General features: G+C 73.5%; 16 protein-coding genes. 13 read left to right on the top strand and 3 right to left on the bottom strand.

The window, feature by feature from the left end; all coding sequences use genetic code 11:
• Positions 1-208 precede the first annotated feature (208 nt).
• Both ACWC97_RS22290 and ACWC97_RS22285 read left to right on the top strand, forming a co-directional pair.
• Positions 209-1,120, top strand: coding sequence for a cellulose-binding protein (locus ACWC97_RS22290; protein ID WP_450651112.1), 912 nt, complete (start codon positions 209-211; stop codon positions 1,118-1,120).
• Between the two features lie 791 nt (positions 1,121-1,911).
• The gene (locus tag ACWC97_RS22285; RefSeq protein ID WP_450651110.1) at positions 1,912-2,928 is read left to right on the top strand and encodes a MarR family transcriptional regulator; all 1,017 of its coding nucleotides are present in this window, start codon (positions 1,912-1,914) and stop codon (positions 2,926-2,928) included.
• Between the two features lie 62 nt (positions 2,929-2,990).
• Here ACWC97_RS22285 and ACWC97_RS22280 read toward each other — a convergent pair whose 3' ends face one another.
• A complete protein-coding gene (locus ACWC97_RS22280; protein ID WP_352276894.1) occupies positions 2,991-3,539 on the bottom strand; it encodes a GNAT family N-acetyltransferase in 549 nt (182 codons plus the stop codon).
• A gap of 201 nt (positions 3,540-3,740) precedes the next feature.
• Here ACWC97_RS22280 and ACWC97_RS22275 point away from each other — a divergent pair, with 201 nt between their 5' ends.
• Positions 3,741-4,256, top strand: coding sequence for a GNAT family N-acetyltransferase (locus ACWC97_RS22275; protein WP_385206713.1), 516 nt, complete (start codon positions 3,741-3,743; stop codon positions 4,254-4,256).
• A 121-nt stretch (positions 4,257-4,377) separates the two neighbouring features.
• On the opposite strand, the gene ACWC97_RS22270 is transcribed toward ACWC97_RS22275, so the two are convergent.
• On the bottom strand, positions 4,378-6,003 hold the full coding sequence (locus tag ACWC97_RS22270) for a sodium/solute symporter (RefSeq protein ID WP_385206711.1): 1,626 nt from the start codon (positions 6,001-6,003) through the stop codon (positions 4,378-4,380).
• Positions 6,000-6,413 carry a DUF485 domain-containing protein gene (locus tag ACWC97_RS22265; protein ID WP_352276898.1) on the bottom strand — a complete coding sequence of 138 codons (414 nt, stop codon included), beginning with the start codon at positions 6,411-6,413 and terminating at the stop codon, positions 6,000-6,002. The genes ACWC97_RS22270 and ACWC97_RS22265 overlap by 4 nt, the downstream gene beginning before the upstream one ends.
• A gap of 519 nt (positions 6,414-6,932) precedes the next feature.
• Here ACWC97_RS22265 and ACWC97_RS22260 point away from each other — a divergent pair.
• From ACWC97_RS22260 to ACWC97_RS22215, 10 genes are all read left to right on the top strand, one after another.
• Positions 6,933-7,721: an ABC transporter ATP-binding protein gene (locus ACWC97_RS22260; RefSeq protein ID WP_352276899.1), complete on the top strand. Its 789-nt coding sequence runs from the start codon at positions 6,933-6,935 to the stop codon at positions 7,719-7,721.
• Positions 7,718-10,306 (top strand): ABC transporter permease, encoded by a 2,589-nt coding sequence (locus ACWC97_RS22255; protein ID WP_450651108.1) that lies wholly within the window; start codon positions 7,718-7,720, stop codon positions 10,304-10,306. The genes ACWC97_RS22260 and ACWC97_RS22255 overlap by 4 nt, the downstream gene beginning before the upstream one ends.
• Positions 10,307-10,578: 272 nt before the next feature.
• Complete coding sequence (locus tag ACWC97_RS22250; protein ID WP_450651106.1) at positions 10,579-10,806, top strand: hypothetical protein; 228 nt, start codon at positions 10,579-10,581, stop codon at positions 10,804-10,806.
• Between the two features lie 11 nt (positions 10,807-10,817).
• The gene (locus ACWC97_RS22245) at positions 10,818-12,707 is read left to right on the top strand and encodes a BTAD domain-containing putative transcriptional regulator (protein ID WP_450651104.1); all 1,890 of its coding nucleotides are present in this window, start codon (positions 10,818-10,820) and stop codon (positions 12,705-12,707) included.
• 5 nt (positions 12,708-12,712) lie between these two features.
• The gene (locus ACWC97_RS22240; protein ID WP_450651102.1) at positions 12,713-15,049 is read left to right on the top strand and encodes a TOMM precursor leader peptide-binding protein; all 2,337 of its coding nucleotides are present in this window, start codon (positions 12,713-12,715) and stop codon (positions 15,047-15,049) included.
• Positions 15,039-17,030, top strand: coding sequence for a TOMM precursor leader peptide-binding protein (locus ACWC97_RS22235; protein WP_450651100.1), 1,992 nt, complete (start codon positions 15,039-15,041; stop codon positions 17,028-17,030). Before ACWC97_RS22240 ends, ACWC97_RS22235 begins: the two co-directional genes overlap by 11 nt.
• An 83-nt stretch (positions 17,031-17,113) precedes the next feature.
• Positions 17,114-18,694 carry a SagB/ThcOx family dehydrogenase gene (locus tag ACWC97_RS22230; protein ID WP_450651098.1) on the top strand — a complete coding sequence of 527 codons (1,581 nt, stop codon included), beginning with the start codon at positions 17,114-17,116 and terminating at the stop codon, positions 18,692-18,694.
• Between the two features lie 48 nt (positions 18,695-18,742).
• A complete protein-coding gene (locus ACWC97_RS22225) occupies positions 18,743-21,484 on the top strand; it encodes a lantibiotic dehydratase (RefSeq protein ID WP_450651096.1) in 2,742 nt (913 codons plus the stop codon).
• Positions 21,481-22,554, top strand: a complete 1,074-nt coding sequence (locus ACWC97_RS22220; RefSeq protein ID WP_352276911.1) for a lantibiotic dehydratase C-terminal domain-containing protein — start codon at positions 21,481-21,483, stop codon at positions 22,552-22,554. Before ACWC97_RS22225 ends, ACWC97_RS22220 begins: the two co-directional genes overlap by 4 nt.
• Complete coding sequence (locus ACWC97_RS22215) at positions 22,551-23,690, top strand: M50 family metallopeptidase (RefSeq protein ID WP_352276912.1); 1,140 nt, start codon at positions 22,551-22,553, stop codon at positions 23,688-23,690. The genes ACWC97_RS22220 and ACWC97_RS22215 overlap by 4 nt, the downstream gene beginning before the upstream one ends.
• The last annotated feature ends 14 nt before the right edge of the window (positions 23,691-23,704 follow it).

Raw genomic sequence — 23,704 nt, 5'->3', positions numbered from 1 at the left:
CCCTGCGGGCCTCGTGGGGCTCTGAGCCATCCGCGTACGGCGCCCGGTCCCCGGAAGGGGGCCGGGCGCCGTGCTCTGTGGTGTGCGTGGGGCTGTGATGCCTGTCGCTTCTGTCTGTAAAGCAGATGATCGATTCCGACTTATGGTCCGATCTGCCGCATCCTTGACGTGTCGCTGATGGTCGCAGAGTCGGAAAGAGGCTTCACGCATGAGTTCTGTACCGGTGTCCGCGCACGGCTTCGTCGGTATCGGTGTACGGGGACGCGGCTACCGACCGGAGCAGGTGGACCGGGCGGTGTCCGCGCTCTCGGCGGAACGGGACGAGGCCCTGGCCGAGGTGGACCGGCTGACCGCCCTGGTGGCCGAGATGTCGGCGGAGTCGGTCCGGCTGGCGGAGGTCGTCGCCACGCTCGCTCCGCAGACCTACGAGTCGCTGGGCGAGCGGGCCCAGCAGATCCTGGCCCTCGCGGAGGGCGAGGCGGCGAGCGTACGGAGCGCTGCCCGGGACCGGGCGCAGGAGCTGCGGGACGCGGCGGAGGCGGCGGGCCGCGAGGTCCGTGCCGTGGCCGGGAAGGCCGCCGAGGCGATACGGGCCGAGGCCGTCGCGTACGCGGAGGCCACGCTGACCACCGCGCGGGAGACGGCCGACGCGGCGGTGGCCGAAGCCCGCGAGGAGGCCGCCGAGGTGCGGGAGAAGGCGCGCGCCATGATGGCGGAGACCGTCAGCCGCACCGCGAGCGTCCTGGCCCACCAGGAACAGGAGCACACGGAGCGCCTGAAGACGGCCGAACGTGAACTCGCCGACGCCGAGGCCGAGCAGACGGCCCGCCACGACGACCTCACCGAGCGGGCCGAGGCCCGGCTGGCGGAGGCCCGGCGCGCCCTCGCGGAGACCGAAGAGGCCGCCCGGCACGGCCAGGAGGACGCCGAGGCGCGCGCCGCCGAACTGATCGCCGAGGCCAGGGTCCGCGAGGAACGGGTGGTCCGGGAGACGGAGCGCGTCGTGCGCGAGCACGACGAGAGCCGCGAGCAGCTCCACGCGCACATGGCCCACGTACGCAACTCCCTCGCCGCCCTCACCGGCCGCGTCACCGCCCCGGCGGACGAACTCCACAACTGACCCCGGCCCGAACGCACTTCGCGTCCTCCCCCGCCGCGCCGTGTCCTGCCCCGGCCCGCCCCCAAAACGGGGCCGGGCGGATTCGGCGCTCCGGGTTACGGGACGGCCGCGGCCTTCCTACGCTGGACCGGCCGACTCCGGTGCGCCTCCCCGAGGGGTCGCGGAGTCGGCGGAGCAGGCAGGGCCGCGTATCCGACGGCGGCCGTGGGTGCGTATGGCGTGGGGGTGTTGACCCGTGCGGAGAGTGCCACTGTGGGCGAGACGGCGAATCTGGGGCGGCGCGTTCTGCGGGAGCTGCGGCGGCGCCGTGAACGGGGCCGGGTGGAGCTGGAAACCGCGATGGCGCCTCCGGATGTGGAAGCTGATCCGGCGAACGGCGACGCGACGGCGCGCCCCCACCGGAACGGGCGTGCCCTGCGGAAGGACGCCGAGCTGTCGGCGGAGCTAGTGCTTCCCGAATCCCGAGTCCCGAGCTTCGGGAGGGGGCCGGTTCACTCTTTCGTGGGCGCGGAAACGGGCGCGGGCCCGGGGCTTGAGCTTCGGGATTCGGGGGCCGGGATCCGGACTTCGGGATTCGAGCGGTGTGTTCCAAGTGGTTGGTTTCTTGGGTGGGTTGGGAAACCCCACCCGCCCTCCCGGACCCGTCACGGCCAGCAAGTATGACTAATTGTGATCGAGTTGCGGCGCAGAGTCGCGCCCGTTTACGGTGCGAACGAAACGACCCCGGCACAGTGTTGGAGCACTGCCCGGGGTCTGACCGCAAGATCGCACCCGATTAGAAAGACGATCCCGTGGCTGTTTCCGAGCTTATCTCCGACCCTTGTGCGCCCGCAGCTCCGCGCGTTGCCCCGCCGAAGGCGAGGCCGGGTTACGGGAAGCGTTCCGTTCCGGAGGAACGCCCGCCGTGCGAGGCCGACTTCGCGTCGTTGCCGGTGCGTGAGCGGCACATCGCGGGTTATGTGGAGGCGTTGGCGGAGGGTGCGGCGATGGACATCAAGTCGCTTGCGAAGTCTCTGCCGTTGTACGGGCAGATGGCGGTGGGCAGTGCGTTACGGGCGCTGAGTGTGGCCGGGCATCTTCGTCGGGGTCGGTGCGTGAGTGTCGAGGACGGTCAGGTTCGTTGGGTCACGCGTACGTTCTGGTCGCGGGTCGCCCACGACAACGAGTGGTGGACCGCCTTCCTCGCCGCCGAGAACCACCGAGCCACCCAACAGCCCAACCCTCAGGCCCCCGCCGCCGCCCCTTCGACGCCTGCTTCCGCTTCCGTACCCGTACCTGCCGCGCAGGTCCCGCAGCCGCGTGCGGCGGAGCCGGTGGCCCCGGTTCAGCCGCAGCCGCAGATTCAGGCTCAGTCCTGGTCCCGCCCGGAACCCCAGCCTCGACTCCAGCCCGGACCTCTGCCGATGTCCTGCCCGCAGTCGCAGGGTGGCGTTCCCTCGCCCGCGTTCGCGGCGTTGGCGCGGTTGGGGCGGGTGGACTCCCGTCTGGCGTTGTCGGGGGCGGACTGTGCGGGGTTGGAGGGGCTGGTGGCCGAGTGGTTCGCGCGGGGTGTGGATGCCGACTACCTGACCCGGGCCCTGACGGCAGGGCTTCCCGATGCGGTCGGGTCTCCCTTCGGGCTGGTGCGCCGCCGTCTCCAGGACAAGCTTCCGCCTCTCCTGCCCGCGACGCCCGTTCCGCCCGTACCGGCGGAGGCCCCGGTGCGTCGGGTGATGCCGGAGTGCACCGAGTGCGGCGTACCGGGAAGGCCCGAAGCCTTCCGCGACGGACTCTGCCGTCCCTGCCGCGAGCCCGACCCCACCCCCTGAGGAAATGTGACAGTTGGCCCCCAAGTGTCACGTAAAGAAGTGAGGCAGGGGTGGAACCCCGGTCAAGCAGGTGGTGCGACCGGGGACACCGTGCCGAGCCACTGTTCGGCGCCCCATGCCTCGTACCGCTGCGCCTCGGTGAAGCCCAGCTTTGCCGCGAGGCGCATCGAGCGGGCGTTGGCGGTCTGGGTGCGCAGCGCCACCGTCTCGCCGGGAAGCGCTTCGGCGAACCAGCCGAGCACCGCCGCGCACGCCTCGCCGGCGTACCCCTGCCCCCATGCCTCCGGGAGGAACAGGTAGCCGAGTTCGGCCTTTCCCGACCCCGGTTCGGGCTCGTCCCGGTGTTCCGTGGTGCGTCGGTTGAGTTCGACGGTGCCGATCATCGTTCCGTCGAGCTCGACCACGAAGAGGCCGGGCCGCCTCTCGGGCTCCTCGGGCAACGCGCGCTCGCACTCGTCCCGGGGCCGGTGTCCGCCGATGTACGTGCCCACCTCCGGCGAGCTGAACAGTTCGACGAACATCGCACGGTCCCGGGGCTCGGGAGCCCGCAGCACGAGCCGTTCGGTCCTGATCGGAGCGGGTGGCCAGACAACGGATTTCGGTTCGGTCATGCGCGGGAATCTACCGAAGGCCCCGCCGGACGGTACTCGTGCGGAACGCGGACGTATCCGAGGGGGTCTGTTAAAGTCTCCGCCGACTACGAGCCTCCCTGGCCCGGATGAAGACATCCGCCGGGGAGGCTTTTTCCGTACCCGTACCTGTACCCGTACACGGAGGCCGCGGTCGAGGGCCTCCGACTTGAGGAGAGTCCCGTGCCCGACGTATCCGTCCGCCTCGCCAACAGCGCCGACCGCGCCGTGGTGGAGCGGCTGTGGCTGATGTTCCGCCATGACCTCTCGGAGTTCGACGGTGTGCTGCCCAACGCCGACGGAACCTTCCGCGGCGAACGGCTCCACACGGCCTTCTCCGACGACCCCGACTGGGCGCCCTACCTCTTCACCAGCGGTGACGGCAGCCCGGCCGGGTTCGCCTTCGTCCGGAACCTGACCGCCGCGACACGTGTGCTGAACAGCTTCTTCGTGGTGCGCGGGGCGCGACGGGCGGGGACCGGGCTGCGCGCCGTACAGGAGATCGTGGCCCGGCACCCCGGTCCGTGGGAGATCGCGTTCCAGGACGCCAACACCGCCGCGGTGCGGTTCTGGCGCCGTGTCGCGACGGAGATCGCCGGCGACGCGTGGACGGAGGAGCGCAGAGCGGTCCCCGGCCGGCCCGGACTGCCGCCCGACGTCTGGATCTCGTTCGACTCGCCCGCCGCGTGGGGCCGCTGATCACCGACGCGTTCGTCGGCCCGTCACGGCGGAGGACCTGCCGCGGGCTCATCGAGCGGACCGGGGCCCAGTTCCGTGCTCGGCAGGCGGTGCCAGTCCCGTTCCGTGCGGGCCGGTGCGGTCAGTGCGGGTCGGCGGGGATCGGTGGGGCGCCGGCCAGGATGCGGGGCTCCTCGCCCTGGTAGACGCGGCGGGCGGCGGGGGCCGTGTTGCGGGGGAGCACCGTGCCCAGGAAGCCCGCGAGGAAGCCCGCCGGGATGGAGACGAGCCCGGTGGTGGTGTACGGGAACCAGTTGAAGTCGTGGTCGGGGAAGACCGACGTGGGCGAGCCGGACACCAGATTCGTACCGGTGATCAGCACCAGCACCGTGACGGTGCCGACGACCAGGGTGCAGATCAGCCCGGTACGGGTGAAGCGCCGCCAGAACATGCTGTACACCAGCGCCGGGGCCAGCGCCGACGCGCCGACGCAGAACGAGAGCGTGGCCAGGGCCTGCACGTTCCAGTGCCGGGCCACCACGGCGAGGGCGATGGCGATGATGCCCACGACGATCGCCGAGATCTGCGCCGTACGCATCTCGGTACGGCCCGTCATCGGTCCCCGGCCCGGTCGGCGGGTGCCGCGCAGCCCGTGCCCGAACAGGTCGTGGGCCAGGGAGTTGGCGCAGGCCAGGATCATCCCGGCGACCGAGGCGAGCAGCGTCAGGAAGATCGCCGTCGTCATCGTCGTGATGATCAGCGCCCCCATCCGCGTACCGTTCGCGACCTCCCCGCTGATCTGGAGGATCGCGCTGTTCCCGGAGGCCCCGGCGGCGGTGATCCCCTCGTGGCCGACGAGTGCCGCCGCGCCGAAACCGATGACCACCAGCAGCAGGCAGATCGTGGCGACCGTACCGACCGCCCAGGACATCGAACGGCGGACGGCCTGCGTGGAGCGGGCGCTCGACATCCGCATGGTGACGTGCGGGAGGCAGGCGGCGCCGAGGACCACGGTCAGTTCGGAGCTGACCATGTCGAGCCCGCTGCCCTCGAACTGGAGCCCCGAACTCAGGAACGCGGCCCCCGCCCCACTGCTCTGCCGGGCGGCCGAGAGCAGCGAATCGGTGCTCCAGTCGAACCGGTTCATGATGAGGACGGCGATGCTGAAGGCGGCCACGAGAAGGACGACGATCTTCACGATCTGGATCAGCGACGTGCCCTTCATCCCGCCGATCGCCGCGTAGGCGATCATCAGGATGCCGAGGCCGATGATGGCGCCGGTCCGGAAGCCCGAGGTGTCGAAACCCAGGATGAACGCGAGCAGATCGCCGCTGCTGGCCAGTTGGACGACCATCATGGGGACGAGCGCGGCGATCGTGGCCGCGCAGGCGGTGACCCGGACCGCGCGGCCGGGGGAGCGGCGCGCCAGCACGTCGCCCATGGTGAACCCGCCGGTGTTCCGGAGCGGCTCGGCGAGCAGGAACATCAGCAGGACCAGCGAGAGCGTGATGCTCAGGGCGAGGATCGTCCCGTCGTACCCGGTGAGCGCGATGATGCCGGTGGTGCCGAGCACCGTGGCGGCGGACAGGTAGTCGCCCGCGAGGGCGAGCCCGCTCCGTACCGGGCCCAGCGAGCGGGAACCGGTGTAGAACTCGCCGAGGTCGTCCCGGTCCGGGCCCGTCATCACGCAGAGCAGCAGCGCCACGGTGCCGACCGCCAGGAAGGCCACCAGGGACATCGACTGCGCGGAGTTGTCGAATCCGTTCACCGTGCGGCTCCCGCTCTGCGGATACGGGCGGCGAGCGGGTCGACCGTGCGCCGGGCGGTCCGTTCGTACACCACCAGGGCGAGGACCGTCACCGGGAGCTGGAGGACGGCCAGCGCCATACCGGCATTGAGGCCGCCGAACAGCGGGGTGGCCATCGCGTCCTTGGCGAACGCCGACAGCAGCAGGAAGGCCACGAAATAGCCGAGCGCGGTCAGCGTCGCGGTCCGCCGCAGCGCCCGGTACGCGGTCCGCAGCCGGCGCAGGTCGCTGTGGCGGCCCGGGACGGGGGCAGCGGGCGCCGGAGCGGTGGACGGGTCGGCCAGGGGATCGGGCGGGGCCGGAGCGGTGCTCTGCCAGGGCAGCAGGTAGTCGGCGCGCTGGGGGGACGGGGACGGGTTTCCGTGCGACATCGGGGTGCTGCTCCTTGCGTGGCTCGGGTCCTGGTCGGGGACGGCAAGGCAGGAGTGCGGTGCGGTCGGAAGCGTGAACCTTACTCGCCAGTACGGCGGTTGGGGAGTGTGTGACGCGAATTACCTCTGGTATTGGCTCAGTTGGGCATCCGGTGGTGAACGGAAGGTGGCCCCGGGGCGGGACGGGGGACCCCTGCGGGGCGGTCGGTGCACCCCTGGGGGGAGTCCCCTACAAGGGCTCCACCCAGGGGCCGAGACCCTTAGGGGTGGCTCCTCAGTTCTGGGCAGGGGCCGTTCCTCCCGGCGGAGGACGTGGCCGGGACGGCTGATTCCTTACGGTGTTCTTACGCCGCGACGAGCGGCTGGAGCCCGCCGCGGACATGGCGGGCCCGGGGGGACGGGCGGGGGAGACCCCGCCCGGGGGATGGGCCGGACGCGCAGGTGTCGGGCTGTTTCCGGCACCTGATTCCGTACGCGTACCGAGCCGTTCCCGGCATCGGCCGACAGAGGAGAAATATCGTGACAACGGCGGTAACCGTTCCCAGCCGTGGGGGTGTCGCGGGACGCACGGCCGTTGCCGCGCGGGCGCGGCAGGTCGTGAAGGCCTACGGGGCGGGGGAGACCCGGGTCGTCGCGCTCGATCATGTCGATGTGGACATCGCTCGGGGAGAGTTCACGGCGATCATGGGCCCGTCCGGCTCCGGGAAGTCGACCCTGATGCACTGCCTGGCCGGTCTGGACACCGTCAGCGCGGGCCAGATCTTCCTCGACGAGACCGAGATCACCGGCCTGAAGGACAAGAAGCTCACCCAGCTCCGCCGCGACCGGATCGGCTTCATCTTCCAGGCGTTCAACCTGCTGCCCACGCTCAACGCGCTGGAGAACATCACCCTGCCGATGGACATCGCCGGCCGCCGCCCCGACGCCGCCTGGCTCCAGCAGGTCGTGGACACCGTCGGGCTCACCGGACGGCTGAAGCACCGGCCCACCGAACTCTCCGGCGGCCAGCAGCAGCGCGTCGCGGTGGCCCGGGCCCTGGCCGCCCGGCCGGAGATCATCTTCGGGGACGAGCCGACCGGGAACCTGGACTCGCGGGCCGGGGCCGAGGTGCTGGGCTTCCTGCGCCGCTCGGTCGACGAACTGGGCCAGACCATCGTCATGGTCACCCACGACCCGGTGGCCGCCTCCTACGCGGACCGGGTCCTCTACCTGGCCGACGGGCGGATCGTCGACGAGATGCGCGACCCGACCGCCGACCAGGTCCTCGACCGGATGAAGGACTTCGACGCGCGCGGGCGGACCTCATGACCGTCTGGAAGACCTCGCGGCGGAACTTCCTCGCCCACAAGGGACGCATGGCGCTCTCCGCCGTCGCGGTCCTGCTGTCGGTGGCGTTCGTGTGCGGCACGCTCGTCTTCACCGACACCATGAGCACCACCTTCGACAAGCTCTTCGCCGCGACCTCCGCCGACGTCACCGTCGGCCCCCGCACCGCCGAGGACGAGGACATGATGGGGCCGCGCGGCGGCAAGCCCGCCACCGTCCCCGCCTCCGTCGTCGAACGGGCCGCGAAGGCCACCGGCGCGAAGAGCGCCGAGGGCGCGGTCACCAGCATGTCCGTCACCGTCGTCGACAGCCACGACAAGAACATGGGCTCGACCACCGGCGCCCCGACCATCGCCGGCAACTGGACCCGCAACGACCTGCGCTCGATGGAGATCTCCTCCGGCCACGCACCGCGCGGCCCGACCGAGGTCATGGTCGACGCCGACACCGCCGACAAGCACCACCTGAAGCTCGGCGACGAACTGCGCACCATCACCCCCCACGGCGACATCCGGGCACGGATCAGCGCCATCGCCACCTTCAGGATCACCAACCCCGGTGCCGCCGTCGTCTACTTCGACACCGCCACCGCGCAGCGCATGCTGCTCGGCCGGGACGACGTCTTCAGCCTGGTCAACGTCACCGCCGACACCGGCGTCCCCCACGAGCGGCTGAAGAAGGACGTCGCCACGGCGGTCGGCGACCAGGGCGCGTACGAGCTCCGGACGCAGAAGGAGGCGGCGGAGGCCAACAAGGACTCCATGGGCTCCTTCCTCGACGTGCTGAAGTACGCCATGCTCGGCTTCGCCGGGATCGCCCTGCTCGTCGGCATCTTCCTGATCGTCAACACCTTCTCCATGCTGGTCGCCCAGCGCACCCGCGAGATCGGCCTGATGCGGGCCATCGGTTCCAGCCGCAAGCAGGTCAACCGGTCCGTGCTGGTCGAGGCGCTGCTCCTGGGCACCGTCGGCTCGCTCCTCGGGGTCGGCGCGGGCATCGGCCTCGCCGTCGGCCTGATGAAGCTGATGGGCGCGGTGGGCATGGAACTGTCCACCGAGGACCTCACCGTCGCCTGGACGACCCCGGTGACCGGCCTGGTGCTGGGCGTCGTCGTCACCGTCGTCGCCGCGTACTTCCCGGCCCGCCGGGCGGGCAAGGTCTCGCCCATGGCCGCGCTCCGCGACTCCGGTACGCCGTCGGACGGCCGCACCGGCCGCGTCCGGGCCGCGCTCGGGCTGGCCCTCACGCTGGGCGGCGGCGCCGCGCTGGTCGCCGCGGCACGGGCCGACGACGCGGGCCGCGGCTCGCTCCCGCTCGGGGTGGGCGTCCTGCTCACCCTGGTCGGCTTCATCGTGATCGGCCCGCTGCTCGCCGCGTTCGTGGTCCGGGTGCTCAGCGCCGTGCTGCTGCGGGTGTTCGGCCCCGTGGGCCGGCTCGCCGAACGCAACGCCCTGCGCAACCCGCGCCGTACCGGGGCGACCGGTGCCGCCCTGATGGTCGGCCTCGCGCTGGTCGCCTGCCTCTCCGTGGTCGGCTCCTCCATGGTCGCCTCGGCCACCGACGAACTGGACCGCTCCGTGGGCGCCGACTTCATCGTCCAGTCCGCCGGGGACGGCTCCCCGATCGTGGACCAGGCGGCGAAGGCCGTCACCGCCGTACCCGACCTCGAACACATCACCCGCTACCGCGGCGTCGAGGCCCGGGTGACCGCCCCCGACGGCACCACCGAGAAGCAGGGCCTCTCCGCCGTCGACCCCACGTACAAGGACGACCTGCGCCGCGAGACCGTCTCCGGTGAACTCGCCGACGCCTACGCCCCCGGCGCCATGTCGGTCGGCGAGGGCTACGCCGCGAAGCACCACCTCAAGGTCGGCGACCGGCTCACCGTCGCGTTCCGGGACGGGAAGACCACCAAGCTGCGGATCGGCGCGATCACCTCGGACGACGTGAACATCGACAAGGGCGCGATGTACACCGACATCCGGACCGCCGAACGGTACCTCCCCGCCGACGCCATGCCGCAGGACGTGATGCTCTTCGCCAAGGCCGTGGACGGCAAGGAGAAGGAGACGTACGCCGCGCTCAAGACCGCCCTCGCCAAGTACCCCCAGTACGTGGTCCGCAACCAGGCCGACTACAAGCAGGAGCTGAAGGACCAGATCGGCCAGTTGCTGAACATCGTCTACGGGCTGCTGGCGCTCGCGATCATCGTCGCCGTGCTCGGTGTGGTGAACACCCTGGCCCTGTCGGTGGTCGAACGGACCCGCGAGATCGGCCTGATGCGCGCCATCGGCCTCTCCCGCCGCCAACTGCGCCGGATGATCCGCCTGGAGTCCGTGGTCATCGCGGTCTTCGGCGCCCTGCTCGGTCTCGGGCTCGGCATGGGCTGGGGCACCGCCGCCCAGCGGCTGCTGGCCCTGGAGGGGCTGGACATCCTGGAGATCCCGTGGCCGACGATCCTCACGGTCTTCGTCGCCTCCGCCTTCGTCGGCCTGTTCGCCGCACTGGTCCCGGCGTTCCGGGCGGGGCGGATGAACGTCCTGAACGCGATCGCCGCCGACGGCTGAGCCGTACGATCCGCGTAGACTGGCCGCATCCGGCCCCGGGGTGTTCCTCCAAACACTCCGGGGCCGGATCGCGTGCGCCCCTGTGGAGCAACGGAGTTCGGCCACCGCGTTGCACGAAGCTGCCGCGACCGGTGCAGCATGCTGACACCGAGGCCCCTGCTGCCGCGCCCTTGCCGCTGGCATCGTCGTCCTGCCGGGACACCCCCGGCAGGACGACACCGCCGAAGGGGACACACGTGTTCAGTTCTCCGTTTTCATGTCGGCCCGCCCGCGTGACCCGTACCGCGGCCCTCGCCCGCACCGCGGCCGTCACCGGGATCGCCCTCGCCGGGCTCCTGTTCGGCGCCGCCACCGCCTCCGCCGCCCCCGGGGACGCGACGGGCCGGCCGGAGGCCGCGCAGGGCACCGCGCGGGCCTGCGAGAGCGTGGAGGCCGCCCTCGCCGGGCTGCCGGTCTCCGTACCGGTCCCGGTGTGCAAGCTGGTCAACGGCTGGGACTAGGACCGCGGCCGATGCGGTTCCAGCTGCTCGGGCCACTGACCCTCGCCGACGGCCCCGAATCCGTGGTGCTCCAGCCGTCCAAGCCGACCATCCTGCTGGCGGCGCTCCTCCTGCGCGCCAACTCCGTCGTCTCCGCCGACTACCTCCAGCGCGCCGTCTGGGGCGAGGAACAGCCGGTCACCGCCAAGGCCGCGCTCCAGACCTGCGTACTCCGGCTGCGTCGGCTCTTCACCAAGCACGGCGTGACGGAGACGGTCATCGAGGCGGTCCCCGGCGGCTACCGGATCACCGCCGAACCGCACACCCTCGACCTGCTCGGCTTCCGGGAACAGGTGCGCCGCGCCGTCCTGCTCACCCACGACCCGGAGGCCGAACTCCTTCAACTGAAGGACGCGCTGTCGCTGTGGCAGGGCGCGCTGCTCGCCAACGTACGCTCCGACGTCCTGCACCGGGACGAGGTGCCGCGACTGGCCGAGGAGCGGCTGCGCAGTGTGGAACGGGTCTGCGACCTGCTGCTGGGGCTCGGCCGGCACGGTGAGGCGCTCGTCGAACTGTGGACCGCTACGCGCGTATACCCGGGGCACGAGCGGCTCCACGAGCAGTTGATCGAGGCGTTGTACCGGACCGGGCGGCAGACCCAGGCGCTCGCCGAGTACCGGCGGGTCAAGGAATTCCTCCTGGACGAGCTGGGGGTGGACCCCTCGCCCGCCCTCCAGCAGCTCGAACTCGCCATCCTGCGCGGCGAGGACCTCGGCCCCGGGGCGGCGGTGGGCGTGCTGGAGGGGACGGTGATCGCGGCGGGGGAGCGGGGACCGGTGCCGGTGCGCGAGGTGTCCGTGGTGCGCGACGGTACGGCCGTGACCCCTGCGGCTTCCGCGGGCCCGGCGGCCTTCCCGGTGCCCTGGGCCGCCGTGCCCCGGCCGGTGCCGGACTTCACCGGGCGGGAGGCCGAGACCGCCGCGATGGCCGCCCGGCTCACCGCGTACGCCGCCGACACCGGGGCGAGTGGGGACCGGCAGCCGCCCATCATCCTGGTGTCCGGGGCGCCCGGCGTCGGCAAGTCGGCCCTCGCCCACCACGTCGCCCACCTGGTGCGGGACGCCTTCCCCGGCGGGCGGGCGGTGGTCACGGCGACCCGCCCGGACGGCGAGGCCCGCCCCGCCGCCGACCTGGCGGCCGAGGCCCACGCGGCCCTCGGCACGGGAGGCGCGGGAGGTACGGGCGGTTCGGACGAGGCGGGCGGGGCGCGGGTCCTGCTGGTGCTCGACGACGTCGTGGACGCCGACCAGGTACGCCCGCTGCTGCCCGCGCTCGCCCAGGCCCGGGGCGCGGTGGTCGTCACCAGCCGGATGGGGCTGGCCGGGCTGGTCGCCACGCACGGCGGCTGGGTGCACCGGCTCTCGGTGTTCACCGAGCCCGAGGCGTACGCCCTGCTGGTCTCCGTCCTCGGCGCCGAACGCGTCGAGGCGGAAGCGGAGGCGGCCCGCCGACTCTCCGGGCTGTGCGGACACCTTCCGCTGGCCCTGCGCATCCTGACGGCCCGGCTGCTCACCCGGCCCGCGCTGTCGCTCGGTGACGCCGTCGACTGGTTCGGCGACGACCCGCTGGCCCGGCTCGTCCTCCCCGACTCCCCGAGCCTGTCCGTCCCCGCCGTCCTCGACGGGGCGCTGGCCCGGCTCGACCCGAGGCTCTCCGAGGCGTTCCACCGGGCCGCGACCGGCACCGGGCCCGCCTTCACCGCCGACGACGTCCCCGGCACCCCGGAAGCGGTGCTGGAACGGCTCGCCGACGCCGGGCTGCTGGAGGACGGCCCGCCAGGCCCGTACCGCATCCACGAACTGCTCCGCGCCCACGCGCGGAGAACCGACCAGGACCGCATCCGCCGCACAGAGAAGGTGTGACCCCCATGGCCGAGACCGCCGCCACCACCGAGCGCGCCCCCGACGCCGCGCCGACGGCCGACCCCGCCGCACCGGCGCCCGCGACCGCACCGGCGTCCGCGACCGCCGGGCCCGAACCCGCCTCCCCCGCATCGGTCTTCGACACATTGGCCGGGACCCGGCCGCGGATCCGCCGCGACGTGCTGTTCACCGAGACCCCCGGCGGGGTCCTCTTCCACAACGCCGACGGCGGTTTCCACCTGGCCGGGCGCACCGCCTACCGCTTCGCCTCCCTCGTCGTGCCCCATCTGACCGGCCACCACCGGCTCGCCGACCTCTGCTCCGGCTTCGGCCCCGCCCAGCGCGCGATGGCCGCGGAACTCGTCCGCACGCTCTACGCCCGGGACTTCGCCCGCGACGTGCCCGAGGCGGCCGGCGGACCGGCCCCGGTCGACGACGACGTGGCCGAGCGGTTCGCCGCCCAGATCGCCTACATCGACCACTACACCGACCGGGCACCGGAACGGTTCGCCCGCTTCCGTGCCACCCGGGTCGCCGTGCTCGGCGACGACGAGATCGCCCGCTGGTGCGCGCTGAGCCTGCTGCGCAACGGCTGCGTACGGATCGGTACGACCGCCGCGTTCGACGACGTCACCGCCGAGGCGGAGCAGGCGGCCGCCCACGCCGCCCGCATCACCACTGGAGCCGGGGACGGGGACGGCACCGGCGCCGACTGGGCCGCGTTGGACGGGTACGACGTCGTCGTGGTGACCGGTGCCGGTGCCGGTCCGCGCACCCACCGGCTGCTGGCCGCCGGGGTGCCCGAGGGCCGCACCCTCATCCCCGCCTGGCTCTTCGCCGAGCGCCTGGTGGTCGGCCCGCTGGCCACCGCCGCCTCCACCGGCTGCTGGTCCTGCGCGGTGCTGCGCCTGGGCGGCAACGTGGACGCGGGCGCGGCGGCAGAGCTGTGGGGCGCGGCGGCCGGGGCGGTGCCCGCCGCCACGGACACGGTGGACGGGCCGGTCGCCGCGATGGTGGGCAACCTGCTGGGGTACGAGATCTTCCGCCTCACCACGGGCGTGCTGCCCGCCGAGACCGACCGCCAGGTCCTGATCCAGGATCTCGCCTCGCTGGACGTCATGGCCGAACCGGTCGCCCCGCACCCCCGCTGCGCGCGCTGCGCGGAGGCGGCCGCGCCGGAGCCCGCCGGGGCGCTCCCGGACGGGCCGGCCCTGCCGGTGACCGCGACCGTGGAGACCGCCCGCGACGCGGAGGAGCTGGTCGAGGAGCTGAACCGGATCAGCGCGTCCATGGTCCGCCCGCACACCGGGATCTTCCGGAGCTGGGACGACGAGGCCCTCACCCAGACCCCGTTGAAGCTCAGCCGGATCGAGGTGGCCCTCGGTGCGGGACGGCGCCGCCGGATCGCCGCCTTCGACGTCCACCACCTGGCGGGGGCGCGGATGCGGGCCCTGTACGCGGCGGCCGGCGCCTACGTCGAGCACGTGGTGCCGCCCGCCGGGTCCTCCTGCGAAGGCGGTGCGGGCCGGGTCCTCGGGCCGGACGCGCTGACCACCGGCGGCGGCACCGGGGCGGTCCCGGACGCCTGGACCACCGTCGCCTCGCTGACCGGCGGGGAAGCGGCCCGGGTGCCCGCCGCGGCCGTGCGGCCGTTCGGCCCGGACAACCGGGGGCGGCTGCACCTCGCGACGGTCGCCGGATCGGGCGCCGGGGCCGACGCGCGGGAGGCGGCGGGCACCGGGCTGATGTCCGCGCTGGCCCACGACGCCCTGCTGCGGGCGGTGCGCGGCGCCACCGAGGTACGCCCGGTCGCGGCCGACGGCGACGACCCCGAGCTGGTCTTCCTGCTGAAGTCCGCCGCCAACCTGGACCTCCCGGTGGACCTCCTGGATCTCGGTGAACCGGCCCGCACCACCGCCCACGTGGTGCTGGCCCGCGAGGCGGACGGCGGGGGCGCCCGGGGCCGCTGGGCGGTCGGTGCGGGGCTCTCGCGCCGGGCGGCGGCCTGCGCGGCGCTGCGGGACCTGCTCGGGCAGGCGCAGCTGGCCGCCGAGGACCCGGTCGGCGCGGTGGACACCGGCGACCCGCTGGTCGGGGACCTGGCGGCGGGCAGCGTCGCGGTGACCGGGGCACCGGTCGCGGTGGACGGGCCCGACACCACCTTCGACGCGGTGCTGGACGCGCTGCGGGCAGCCGGCCGGGACGCCCTGTACCTGCCGACCACCCCGGCCGACCTCGCGGCGGGCGGCATCAGCACGGCCCGGGTGCTGCTCACCGTCGACGGCGCCGTGCCGTACGCGGGCGGCGCCGCCGGGAAGGCGGGCGGCACCGATGCCCGTTGACGCCCCGGTCCGGGAGGCCCCCGTACTGTCCGCGACCGCGCGGGCCCTAGCGGCGGCGCTCCGGGAGGCGCTGGCCCGGTACGGCACCCCGCCCCCGCTGGACGTGGCCCCGCTCGGGGTGCGCGACGCCTTCGCCGACGTGTCGGAGGCTGCGGACACGTACGGCGGGGACGGTGGGAAGGCGGGCGCCGTGCCCGTGCGGTTCTACGGGCGGCACGCGGTCGTCGGCCCGTTCGCGCCGGACGACGGGGCGCCGGGTTGCGCCCGGTGCCTGGAGCGGCGCTGGCAGGCGGTCCGCTCCGTCGCCCTGCGCGAGGCGCTGGAGCTGGGCTCCGGCACCCGGGCGGCCGGGGAGTCCCCGTACCCCGCCCCGTTCGCCGTGCACGCGCTGGCCGGGCTGGTCGCGGCCCGGCTGGCCGGGGAGGGCCCGCGCACCGGCGGCCGCCCGGCGGTCCACCTGGTCGACCTGGCGGAACTGACGGTCCGGCACTACCCGTTGGTGCCCGACCCGGAATGCCCGCGCTGCGGCATCGTCGAGGCGGACACCCCCGAGGCGGCCGCACTCGTGCTGCGCCCCGCGCCCAAGCGCCGCCCCGGCGGCTTCCGGGTCCGGGACATCGAGGCGTACGACCTGCCGGTCGAGCCCTACGCCAACCCGGTGTGCGGCTCGCTCGGCCCGTCCGTCGTCCAGGACGTCTCCTCCACCTCCACCTCCGCCACGATCGGCTGCTTCTCCATGCGCTCGGGGGAGTACCTGCGCGAGACCTTCTGGGGCGGACACGCCGACACGTACGCCGAGTCCATGCGGATCGGGGTGCTGGAGGGGCTGGAGCGGTACGCGGGCATGCGGTCGCGGGCCAGGCGGGCCGGGACGACCGACTCGCTGGACGCCCTGCGGGCCCGGGGCGAGCACGCCCTCGACCCCCGCACCTGCGGGCTGTACGCGGACGCCTTCCACCGCGCCAACCCCCGCGTCGTCCCCTTCGCCCCGGACCGGCGCATCCCCTGGGTGCAGGGCTGGTCGCTGCGCGACGGGCGGGCGGTCCTGGTGCCGGAGATCCTGGCGTACTACCACGCCCCCGGGCTGGAGAACCGGTTCGTCCAGGAGAGCTCCAACGGCTGCGCCTCCGGCGGCTGCCTGGAGGAGGCCGTCTACTTCGGGCTGATGGAGGTCGTCGAGCGCGACGCCTTCCTGCTCGCCTGGTACGGGCGGGCCGCGCTGCCGGAGATCGACGCCGCCACCAGCCGCCGCCCCGCCACCCGGCAGATGATCGACCGGCTGGAGATGTACGGCTACGAGGCCCGCTTCTTCGACACCCGGATCACCTTCCCCGTCCCGGTCGTCACCGGGGTCGCGGTCCGCCGCGACGGCGGTGACGGCCTGATGTGCTTCGGCGCCGGGGCCGGGCTCGACCCGGAGGCGGCGCTCGCCGGGGCCCTGTGCGAGATCGCCACCGACGCGGTCAACCTGCCGCACCGCACCGCACGCGAACGCGACCGGCTGCGCGCCATGGCCGCCGACTTCGACCGCGTCGAGGCGCTCCACGACCACCCGCTGGTCTACGGGCTCCCCGAGATGGGCCACCACGCCGACTTCCTCCTCGGCGCCCCGGGCGCGCCCCGCCCGCCCCGGCTCTCCTTCGACGAGCTGTACGGGGACGGCCCCGCGGCCGGACGCGGGAACCGGGCGGTGCTCCCGGTCTCCGACGACCTGCGCACCGACCTGAACCGGTGCGTGGACGCCGTCACCGCCGCCGGGTTCGACGTGATCGTCGTCGACCAGACCATGCCCGAACAGCGCGGGCTGGGCCTGACCACGGTCAGCGTCCTGGTGCCGGGGCTGCTGCCGATCGACTTCGGCTGGAGCCGGCAGCGCGCCCTCGGCATGGACCGGCTGCGCACCGCGCTGCGCGCCGCCGGACTGCGCGAGGACGACCTGACCGACGCCGACCTCAACCCCGCCCCGCACCCCTTCCCGTGACCGCCGCCGGCCGCACGCCCGTGCCCCCCGACAGCCGGACGTCCGGCACCCCCGCACCCCTTCCCGTGACCGAGGAGCCCGCCATGGGGTACGCCCATGAATACGCCACCGCGATCCTGCACCGCGGCCGCATCCCGATGGACCCCGCCGACTTCGTGCCCAACTGGTCGGACGGGCCCCGCAAGACGAAGTTCTACCCCGGCACCGACAGCCTCCCGCTCCCCGACTGCGGCTACCCGGCCGACGCCGACCTGGACCGGGGGCTGGCCCGGCACGCCCACGGGGAAGGCGCCTTCGACCTCCCGCTGCTGTCCGGGATGCTCCGCGACTCCTACGGGCTGACCGGCCGCCGCCTCGGCGTCCAGGCCAACACCGACCTGAACGCCCTGCCGTTCTACCCGCTCGCCAACTGGTCCCGGGGCACCGCCTCCGGCGGCGGCCTCTACCCCGTCGCCGTGCACTGGGTCTCCGGGCCGGGCGCCCCCGTACCGCCCGGGGTGCACTACTACTCCGTCCGGCACCACGCCATGCGCAGGCTGCTGACCGGCGACGTGACCGGCGAGGTGCGGGCGGCGCTCGGCGACGGGGCGCCGGGCCCGGACACCGACCAGTACCTCGTCCTGTCCATCAAGTACTGGCAGAACGCCTTCAAGTACAACAACTTCTCCTTCCACGCCGTGACCATGGACCTCGGCGCCTGCCTCCAGACCTGGCGGATGTGGGCCGGGGCGCGCGGGCTGTCCGTCGAGCCCGCGCTCTGGTTCGACGAGGAGCGGCTCGGGCGGCTCCTCGGCGTCGACACGGCCGAGGAGGGCGTCTTCGCCGTCGTCCCGCTCCGGTGGACCGGCGCCGGCCCCGCCCGTACCCCCGCCCCGGCCGCCCCGGTGGCCGTCCGCCACCGCGACCGGGAACGCTCCCGTACCGTCCTCGCCTTCGACGCGCTCCGCCGGATGCAGGCCGTCACCGCCGCCGGGGCCGCCGACCGCCCCGACCCCGCCGCCCTCGCCCCGGCCGCCGCGCACCCGCCCGTGCCGGACCGGCCGGTGACCGCGCTGCCGCCCTGCCCGCCGCTCGCCGTCGACGTCCGCACCGCACTCCGCGAGCGGCGCAGCAGCTTCGGCCGATTCGACGCCCAACGCCCCATGTCGGCAGGGCAGTTGGCGTCCTGCCTGGCGGCCTCGGTGGCCGGGTCCGTGATCGGCGGGGACACCGGCGGGCAGCGGCTCGCGAAGCTCTACGCCTTCGTCGGACACGTCGAAGGGATCGAACCGGGGGCGTACGAGTACGACCCCGAGGCCCATGTGCTGCGCCTGGTGAAGGCGGGGGCGCCGGGCGCCTTCCTCCAGAAGAACTACTTCCTGTCCAACTACAACCTGGAGCAGGCCGCCGCCGTACTGGTGCCGACGGTCCGCACCGACGCCGTCCTCGACGCCGTCGGGGACCGGGGCTACCGCCTGGTCAACGCCACCGTCGGGGCGATCGCCCAGACCACGTACACCACCGCCTCCGCGCTCGGCGTCGGCTGCGGTGTCGCGCTCGGCTTCGACAACATCTCGTACATCGAGGAACTCGGCCTCGACGGCACCGGCGAGGCCCCGCTGCTGATCATGATGATCGGCAACGAGCGGCCCGCCCCGGCCGACTTCCGGTACGAGATCGCCTGAGCCCGTGCGTACGACGACACCACCGGAACGAGAAGGGGAGACCCCGTCATGACGCCGGACCACCCGGCCCCCGCCGCCCCCGCGGCCACCACCCGCCCTCGCTTCATGCTGCGGGTCGCCGGGCTGCCGCTCGACAGTGTGCGGGGCCTGCGCTGCCCGGACAGCCGCCGCTGGGCCGACGACGTCCTGCACGCCACCGACCGGGTGCGCGCGGACGGCGAACGGCTCGCCGACCTGATCCACGACCTGGTCGGCGGCAGCGAGGACGAGACGCTGCGCCGCACCCTGCTCGCCCTGCGCCGCGACATCTTCAACAACCGCCTGCCCCGCCCCGGGGCCACCGACCGGGCCCGCGGGCTGATGCGCGGACTCGGCACGGCGGCCGGTGCGGAGGCCGCCGACGCACTGGCCGCCTGGCTCGACGGGCGCCACCGCCTGGAGGAGCGACGGGCCCGGGGCGCCGCACTTCTCGCCGGGGAGACCGCCGAGGCCCGCGCCCGGCTGCGCGCGCTCGCGGGGGAGGAGCGGTTGCGCCGGGCGCTGCTGCTCGCCTCCCCGGCCCTGGACGCCCAGCTCGACACGTACATCCGCTCCGACGCCGCCGCCGCGCCGGACAAGAAGCAGCGCAAGATCGAACGCTCGCTGCTCTCGTACCTGTACCGCACGGCCTGCAAGACCAGCCCGTTCTCCACCTTCACCGGGGTCGCCCTCGGCACGTTCTCCGACGGTGGCCAGGAGGATCTGCGGGCCCGGGTCGAGGACGTCTGGGACGGGCGGATCCGGCTGAACGTCGCCGCGATCGGCCGGCTCACCGAAGCCGTGGTCGCCGATCCGGTCCGCCGGGCCGATCTCCCGGTCGCCCCCGCCTCGGGCTGGGGCCGCGACGACGACCGGGTCCGCTACGTGCGCCGCTGGGTCACCCAGGGCGACGAGTCCACCGCCGTCACCTTCGACGCGGTGAAGGACCGGCTGTTCTTCCTGCGCCGCAGCGGCACCCTGGAACGCCTCCTCGGCCTCTTCGAGGAGCACGACACCCTCCGGTACGGGGAGCTGGCCGACTGGCTCGCCGCCGACCGGGGCGCCGACCCGCAGGAGTGCGCCCAGTACCTCCAGGCACTGCTGGACATCGGGATGGTGCAGGTGCCGTGCCTGCGGACCGAGGTCCACGACACCGACCCGCTCGGCGCCCTCCAGGACTCGCTGCGCGGCCTCGGCCGCCCCTGGGCCGACCGGCTCGCCGGGCACCTGGTCGGCCCGGCCGCCGGGATCGAGCGGTTCGCCGACGCCTCCCCGGCCGAACGCCGCGTACTGATGGGTGAGTTGAGGGAGGCGCTGCGCACCCTCCAGGAGGAGGAGCTGGGCGCGGCCGCCCGTATCCCGCAGACCCTGCTCTACGAGGACGTGGCGGCCGGCCGCCGCACCGAGCTCTCCGCCGCCGCCTGGGACCGGCTCGCCGCGGCCCCCCTCGGGGCGGTGGAGCGCGTCCTGCCCGCCTTCGACCTGACCCTGCCGCAGCGCGTCACGTTCAAGGGCTTCTTCCTCGCCCGGTACGGGCAGGGCGGCCGCTGCGACGACCTGCTGAAGCTGGTCCACGACTTCCACGAGGACTTCTTCGACCAGTACATGTCGTTCACCGCCAAGCGCACCACCTTCGACGCGGAGGGCGACTACGTCCCCGAGGAGAACTGGCTGGGACTGCCCCAGCTCAAGGCCCTCGACACCGCCCGGCAGACCTTCGTCGAGCGGATGCGGGCCCTGTGGGCCGCCTGGGAGGCCGACCCCGACCGGGGCGGCGAGATCCGGGTGGACGGTGAGCTGCTGGACGAGGTCGCCGCCGAACTCGACTCCTTGCAAAGTGAGTTCACTCCGCTCGCCCACCATGTGCAGATCGCCGACCGGCCCGGCGATCCGCTCGTGGTGCTCAACCGCTCCTACGGCGGGGTGTCCTTCCCGTTCAGCCGGTTCACCCACCTCTTCGACGGCCTCGCCGAGCAGCTCCACGCCGCCACCGCCGACCTGCTGCCCGACGGCGCCGTCCTCGCGGAGGTCACCGGCGGCCCCGTCACCAGCAACCTCAACCTGCACGGCCGGCTCACCGACTACGAGATCGTCTGCCCCGGCGAGCGCGGCACCCTCCCCGAGGAGAACCGCATCCACCTGGACGACCTCCACCTCGTCCACGACCGCGAAGCGGACCGGCTGGTGCTGCGCTCCACCCGGCTCGGCAAGGAGGTCGTACCGGTCTACCTCGGCTACCTCGTCCCGCTCGCGCTGCCCGAACTGCCCCGCACCCTGCTGCTGCTCTCGCCGACCTCGATGTCCCCGCTGAACGTGTGGGGCGGCGTCCCCGAGGGCGTGGCCGTCCACGGAGTCACCACGCGGCCCCGGGTCCGGCACGGCAGTGTGGTGCTGGCCCGGCGCAGCTGGAGCGCGCCCGCCGCCGTGCTGCCGCTGCGCGGGCCGGGGCGGGCGGACGACGACTGGTTCCTGGGCTGGCAGGCGTTCCGCAGGGCCCACGGGCTGCCGGACCGGGTCTTCGCGACCGTCTCCGACAGCGGGGCGCGCGGCGCGACCGGCGCCAAGCCCTCGTACCTCGACTTCGACAGCACCCTCTCGCTGGCCGCGTTCGAGGCCCTGATCAGGACGGCCGAGGCGCGCGTCGTGTTCCGGGAGATGCTCCCCGACGAGAACGGCCTGCACACCGTCTCCGGCCGGGGCCACCACGTCGCCGAACTCGCGGTCGAGACCGCCGCCCCCGCCGTTTCCGTGGAAAGGACCGACCCGTCATGAGCACGGCACCACCCGTACCCGAGGCCATCGCCACCACCGCCGGGTCCTGGCAGGCCACCCACATCTTCTACGCCGCCAACCCCCGCCCCATGCTGACCCAGTGCGTCCGCCCGCTGATCGAGGAGCTGGACGCGGACGGCCTGATCGACGGCTACTTCTTCATCAACTACTGGCTGGAGGGGCCGCACGTACGGCTGCGGATCAAGCCCGCGAGCCCCGCCGCCGAGGCCGAGGTACGGCGCCGCACCGAAGCGGCGATCGACACCTTCCTCACCGAGCGCCCCGCCCTGTACGAGGTGGACTCCGGCTTCCTCAACGACTTCTACAACACCCTGTTCGACATCGAGTTCCCCGGCGCCGAACGCGGCCACTACACCGACGACCAGGGCCGGATGCGGCTGCGCCCCAACAACTCGCGCAGCGCCGAACCGTACGAGCCGGAGTACGGCAAGTACGGCGGCCCGGCCGGGATCGAGCTGGCCGAATGGCACTTCCGGCACTCCAGCGACCTGGTCATCGACGCGTTCCGGACGAAGAACCTGCACCTGCGGACCGTGCTGCTCGGCACCTCCGCGCAGCTCATGATGGTGATGTCCGCGGCCTTCCTCCCCGACCGCACCGAACTCGCCGACTACCTCGACAGCTACTACGAGTTCTGGCACAAGGCGTTCCCCGGCACCGGCTTCATCGGCAGCGACGAGTACGACCGCAACTACGCCGCCATGGCACCCGGACTGGCCGCCCGCTTCGCCCGCGTCCGCGCCGCCACGGCGGGGGAGGCCGGCGGGGAGGCCGACGGGGAGGCCGCCCGGCTGCCCGGATTCCTCGCCGGGTGGGCCGAGCACTGCGCCGAACTGCGCGAACGGGCCGTCGAGCTGAGCCGCAACGGCGACCTGGTGTTCCGCTCCTGGGACGGTGAGCGCGACGAGCGCGTCACCGACCCGGCGGTCTCGCTGCCCCTGCTCCTCTCCCCGTACATGCACATGACCAACAACCGGCTGCATGTGACGATCCGGGACGAGGCGTACCTCTCGCACGTCCTCGGCCGGGCGCTGCGGGAGTCGGGATGAGCCCCACCCCGCCCGGCGCCGCACCGGGCCTCGCCGAGTACCGGCCCGCGCTCGGGCCCCAGGTCCTGCTGAGCGACGCCCTCCTCCAGGGCCCGGCCACCGTCCACCTGATCAAGGACACCGCCGCCGGGGGCTCCTTCAAGGTCGGCCCCAAGGAACACTTCCTGATCGCCCGGATGGACGGCAGCCGCAGCCTCGCGGAGATCGGCGAGGAGTACGCGAAGGAGTACGGGCGCAGGCTGGACGGCGCCCGCTGGCAGCAGATCCTGCGGATGCTCGGGACGCGCGGCCTGCTCGCCGGAGCACCCGCGCCCGCGCCCGCGTCCACCGCCGTGGACGTCCCCGCGGGGCCGGAGCGGGCCGAGCGCGGACTGCTGAAGGGCAGCATCCGCCTGGTCGCCGACGCCGACGCCACCACCGACCGGCTGCACCGGGTGGTCGGCTTCCTGCTCGTTCCCGGCTTCCTGCTGCCGCTGCTGGCCCTGGTGCTGGCGATGGAGATGCTGGTGGCCGTACGGGTGGGCGAACTCCTCGATGTGACAAAGGAGTTGTTCACCAATCCGGTCCTTCTGGTGGGCGCGGCCACGCTCCTCTGGTTCAGCACCGCGCTGCACGAACTCGCCCACGGGGTGGTCGCCCGGCACCACGGCGGCACCGTGGCCGAAATCGGACTGCGCTGGCGGCTGCCCGTGATCATCATGTACTGCACCGTCGACAACTACCTGTATCTCGGCACCCGTTGGCAACGCATCCAGACAGCGGTGGCCGGTGCGGTGATGAACCTGCTGTTCCTGCTCCCGTTCTGCGCGCTGTGGCTGTTCGCCCCCCTGGACACCGCCACGCACGACGCGCTCGGCGCGCTGCTGCTCCTGGGCAGTGTGCAGGCGCTGGCCATGCTCGTCCCGCTCCCGCCGCTGGACGGGTACCGGATCGCGAGCCAGCTCTGCGGGGCCACCGAACTGGCCGCCTCGACCCTCGCGTACCTGCGGCTGGCCGCCCGCCGCGACCCGGCGGCGGGCGACTACCCGCGCCCGGCCAGGGCCGCCTACCGCGCCTACGGGCTGGCGGCGGTGCTGGCGCTCGCCGTCGTGGCCGCCGTCGTCGTGGCCGCCGCCCGCCATCTGCTCACCACCTGATTCAGCCCCCCGCA

Source organism: Streptomyces sp. NPDC001108, assembly GCF_053598535.1.
This window is presented reverse-complemented; position numbering and strand designations above follow the sequence as displayed.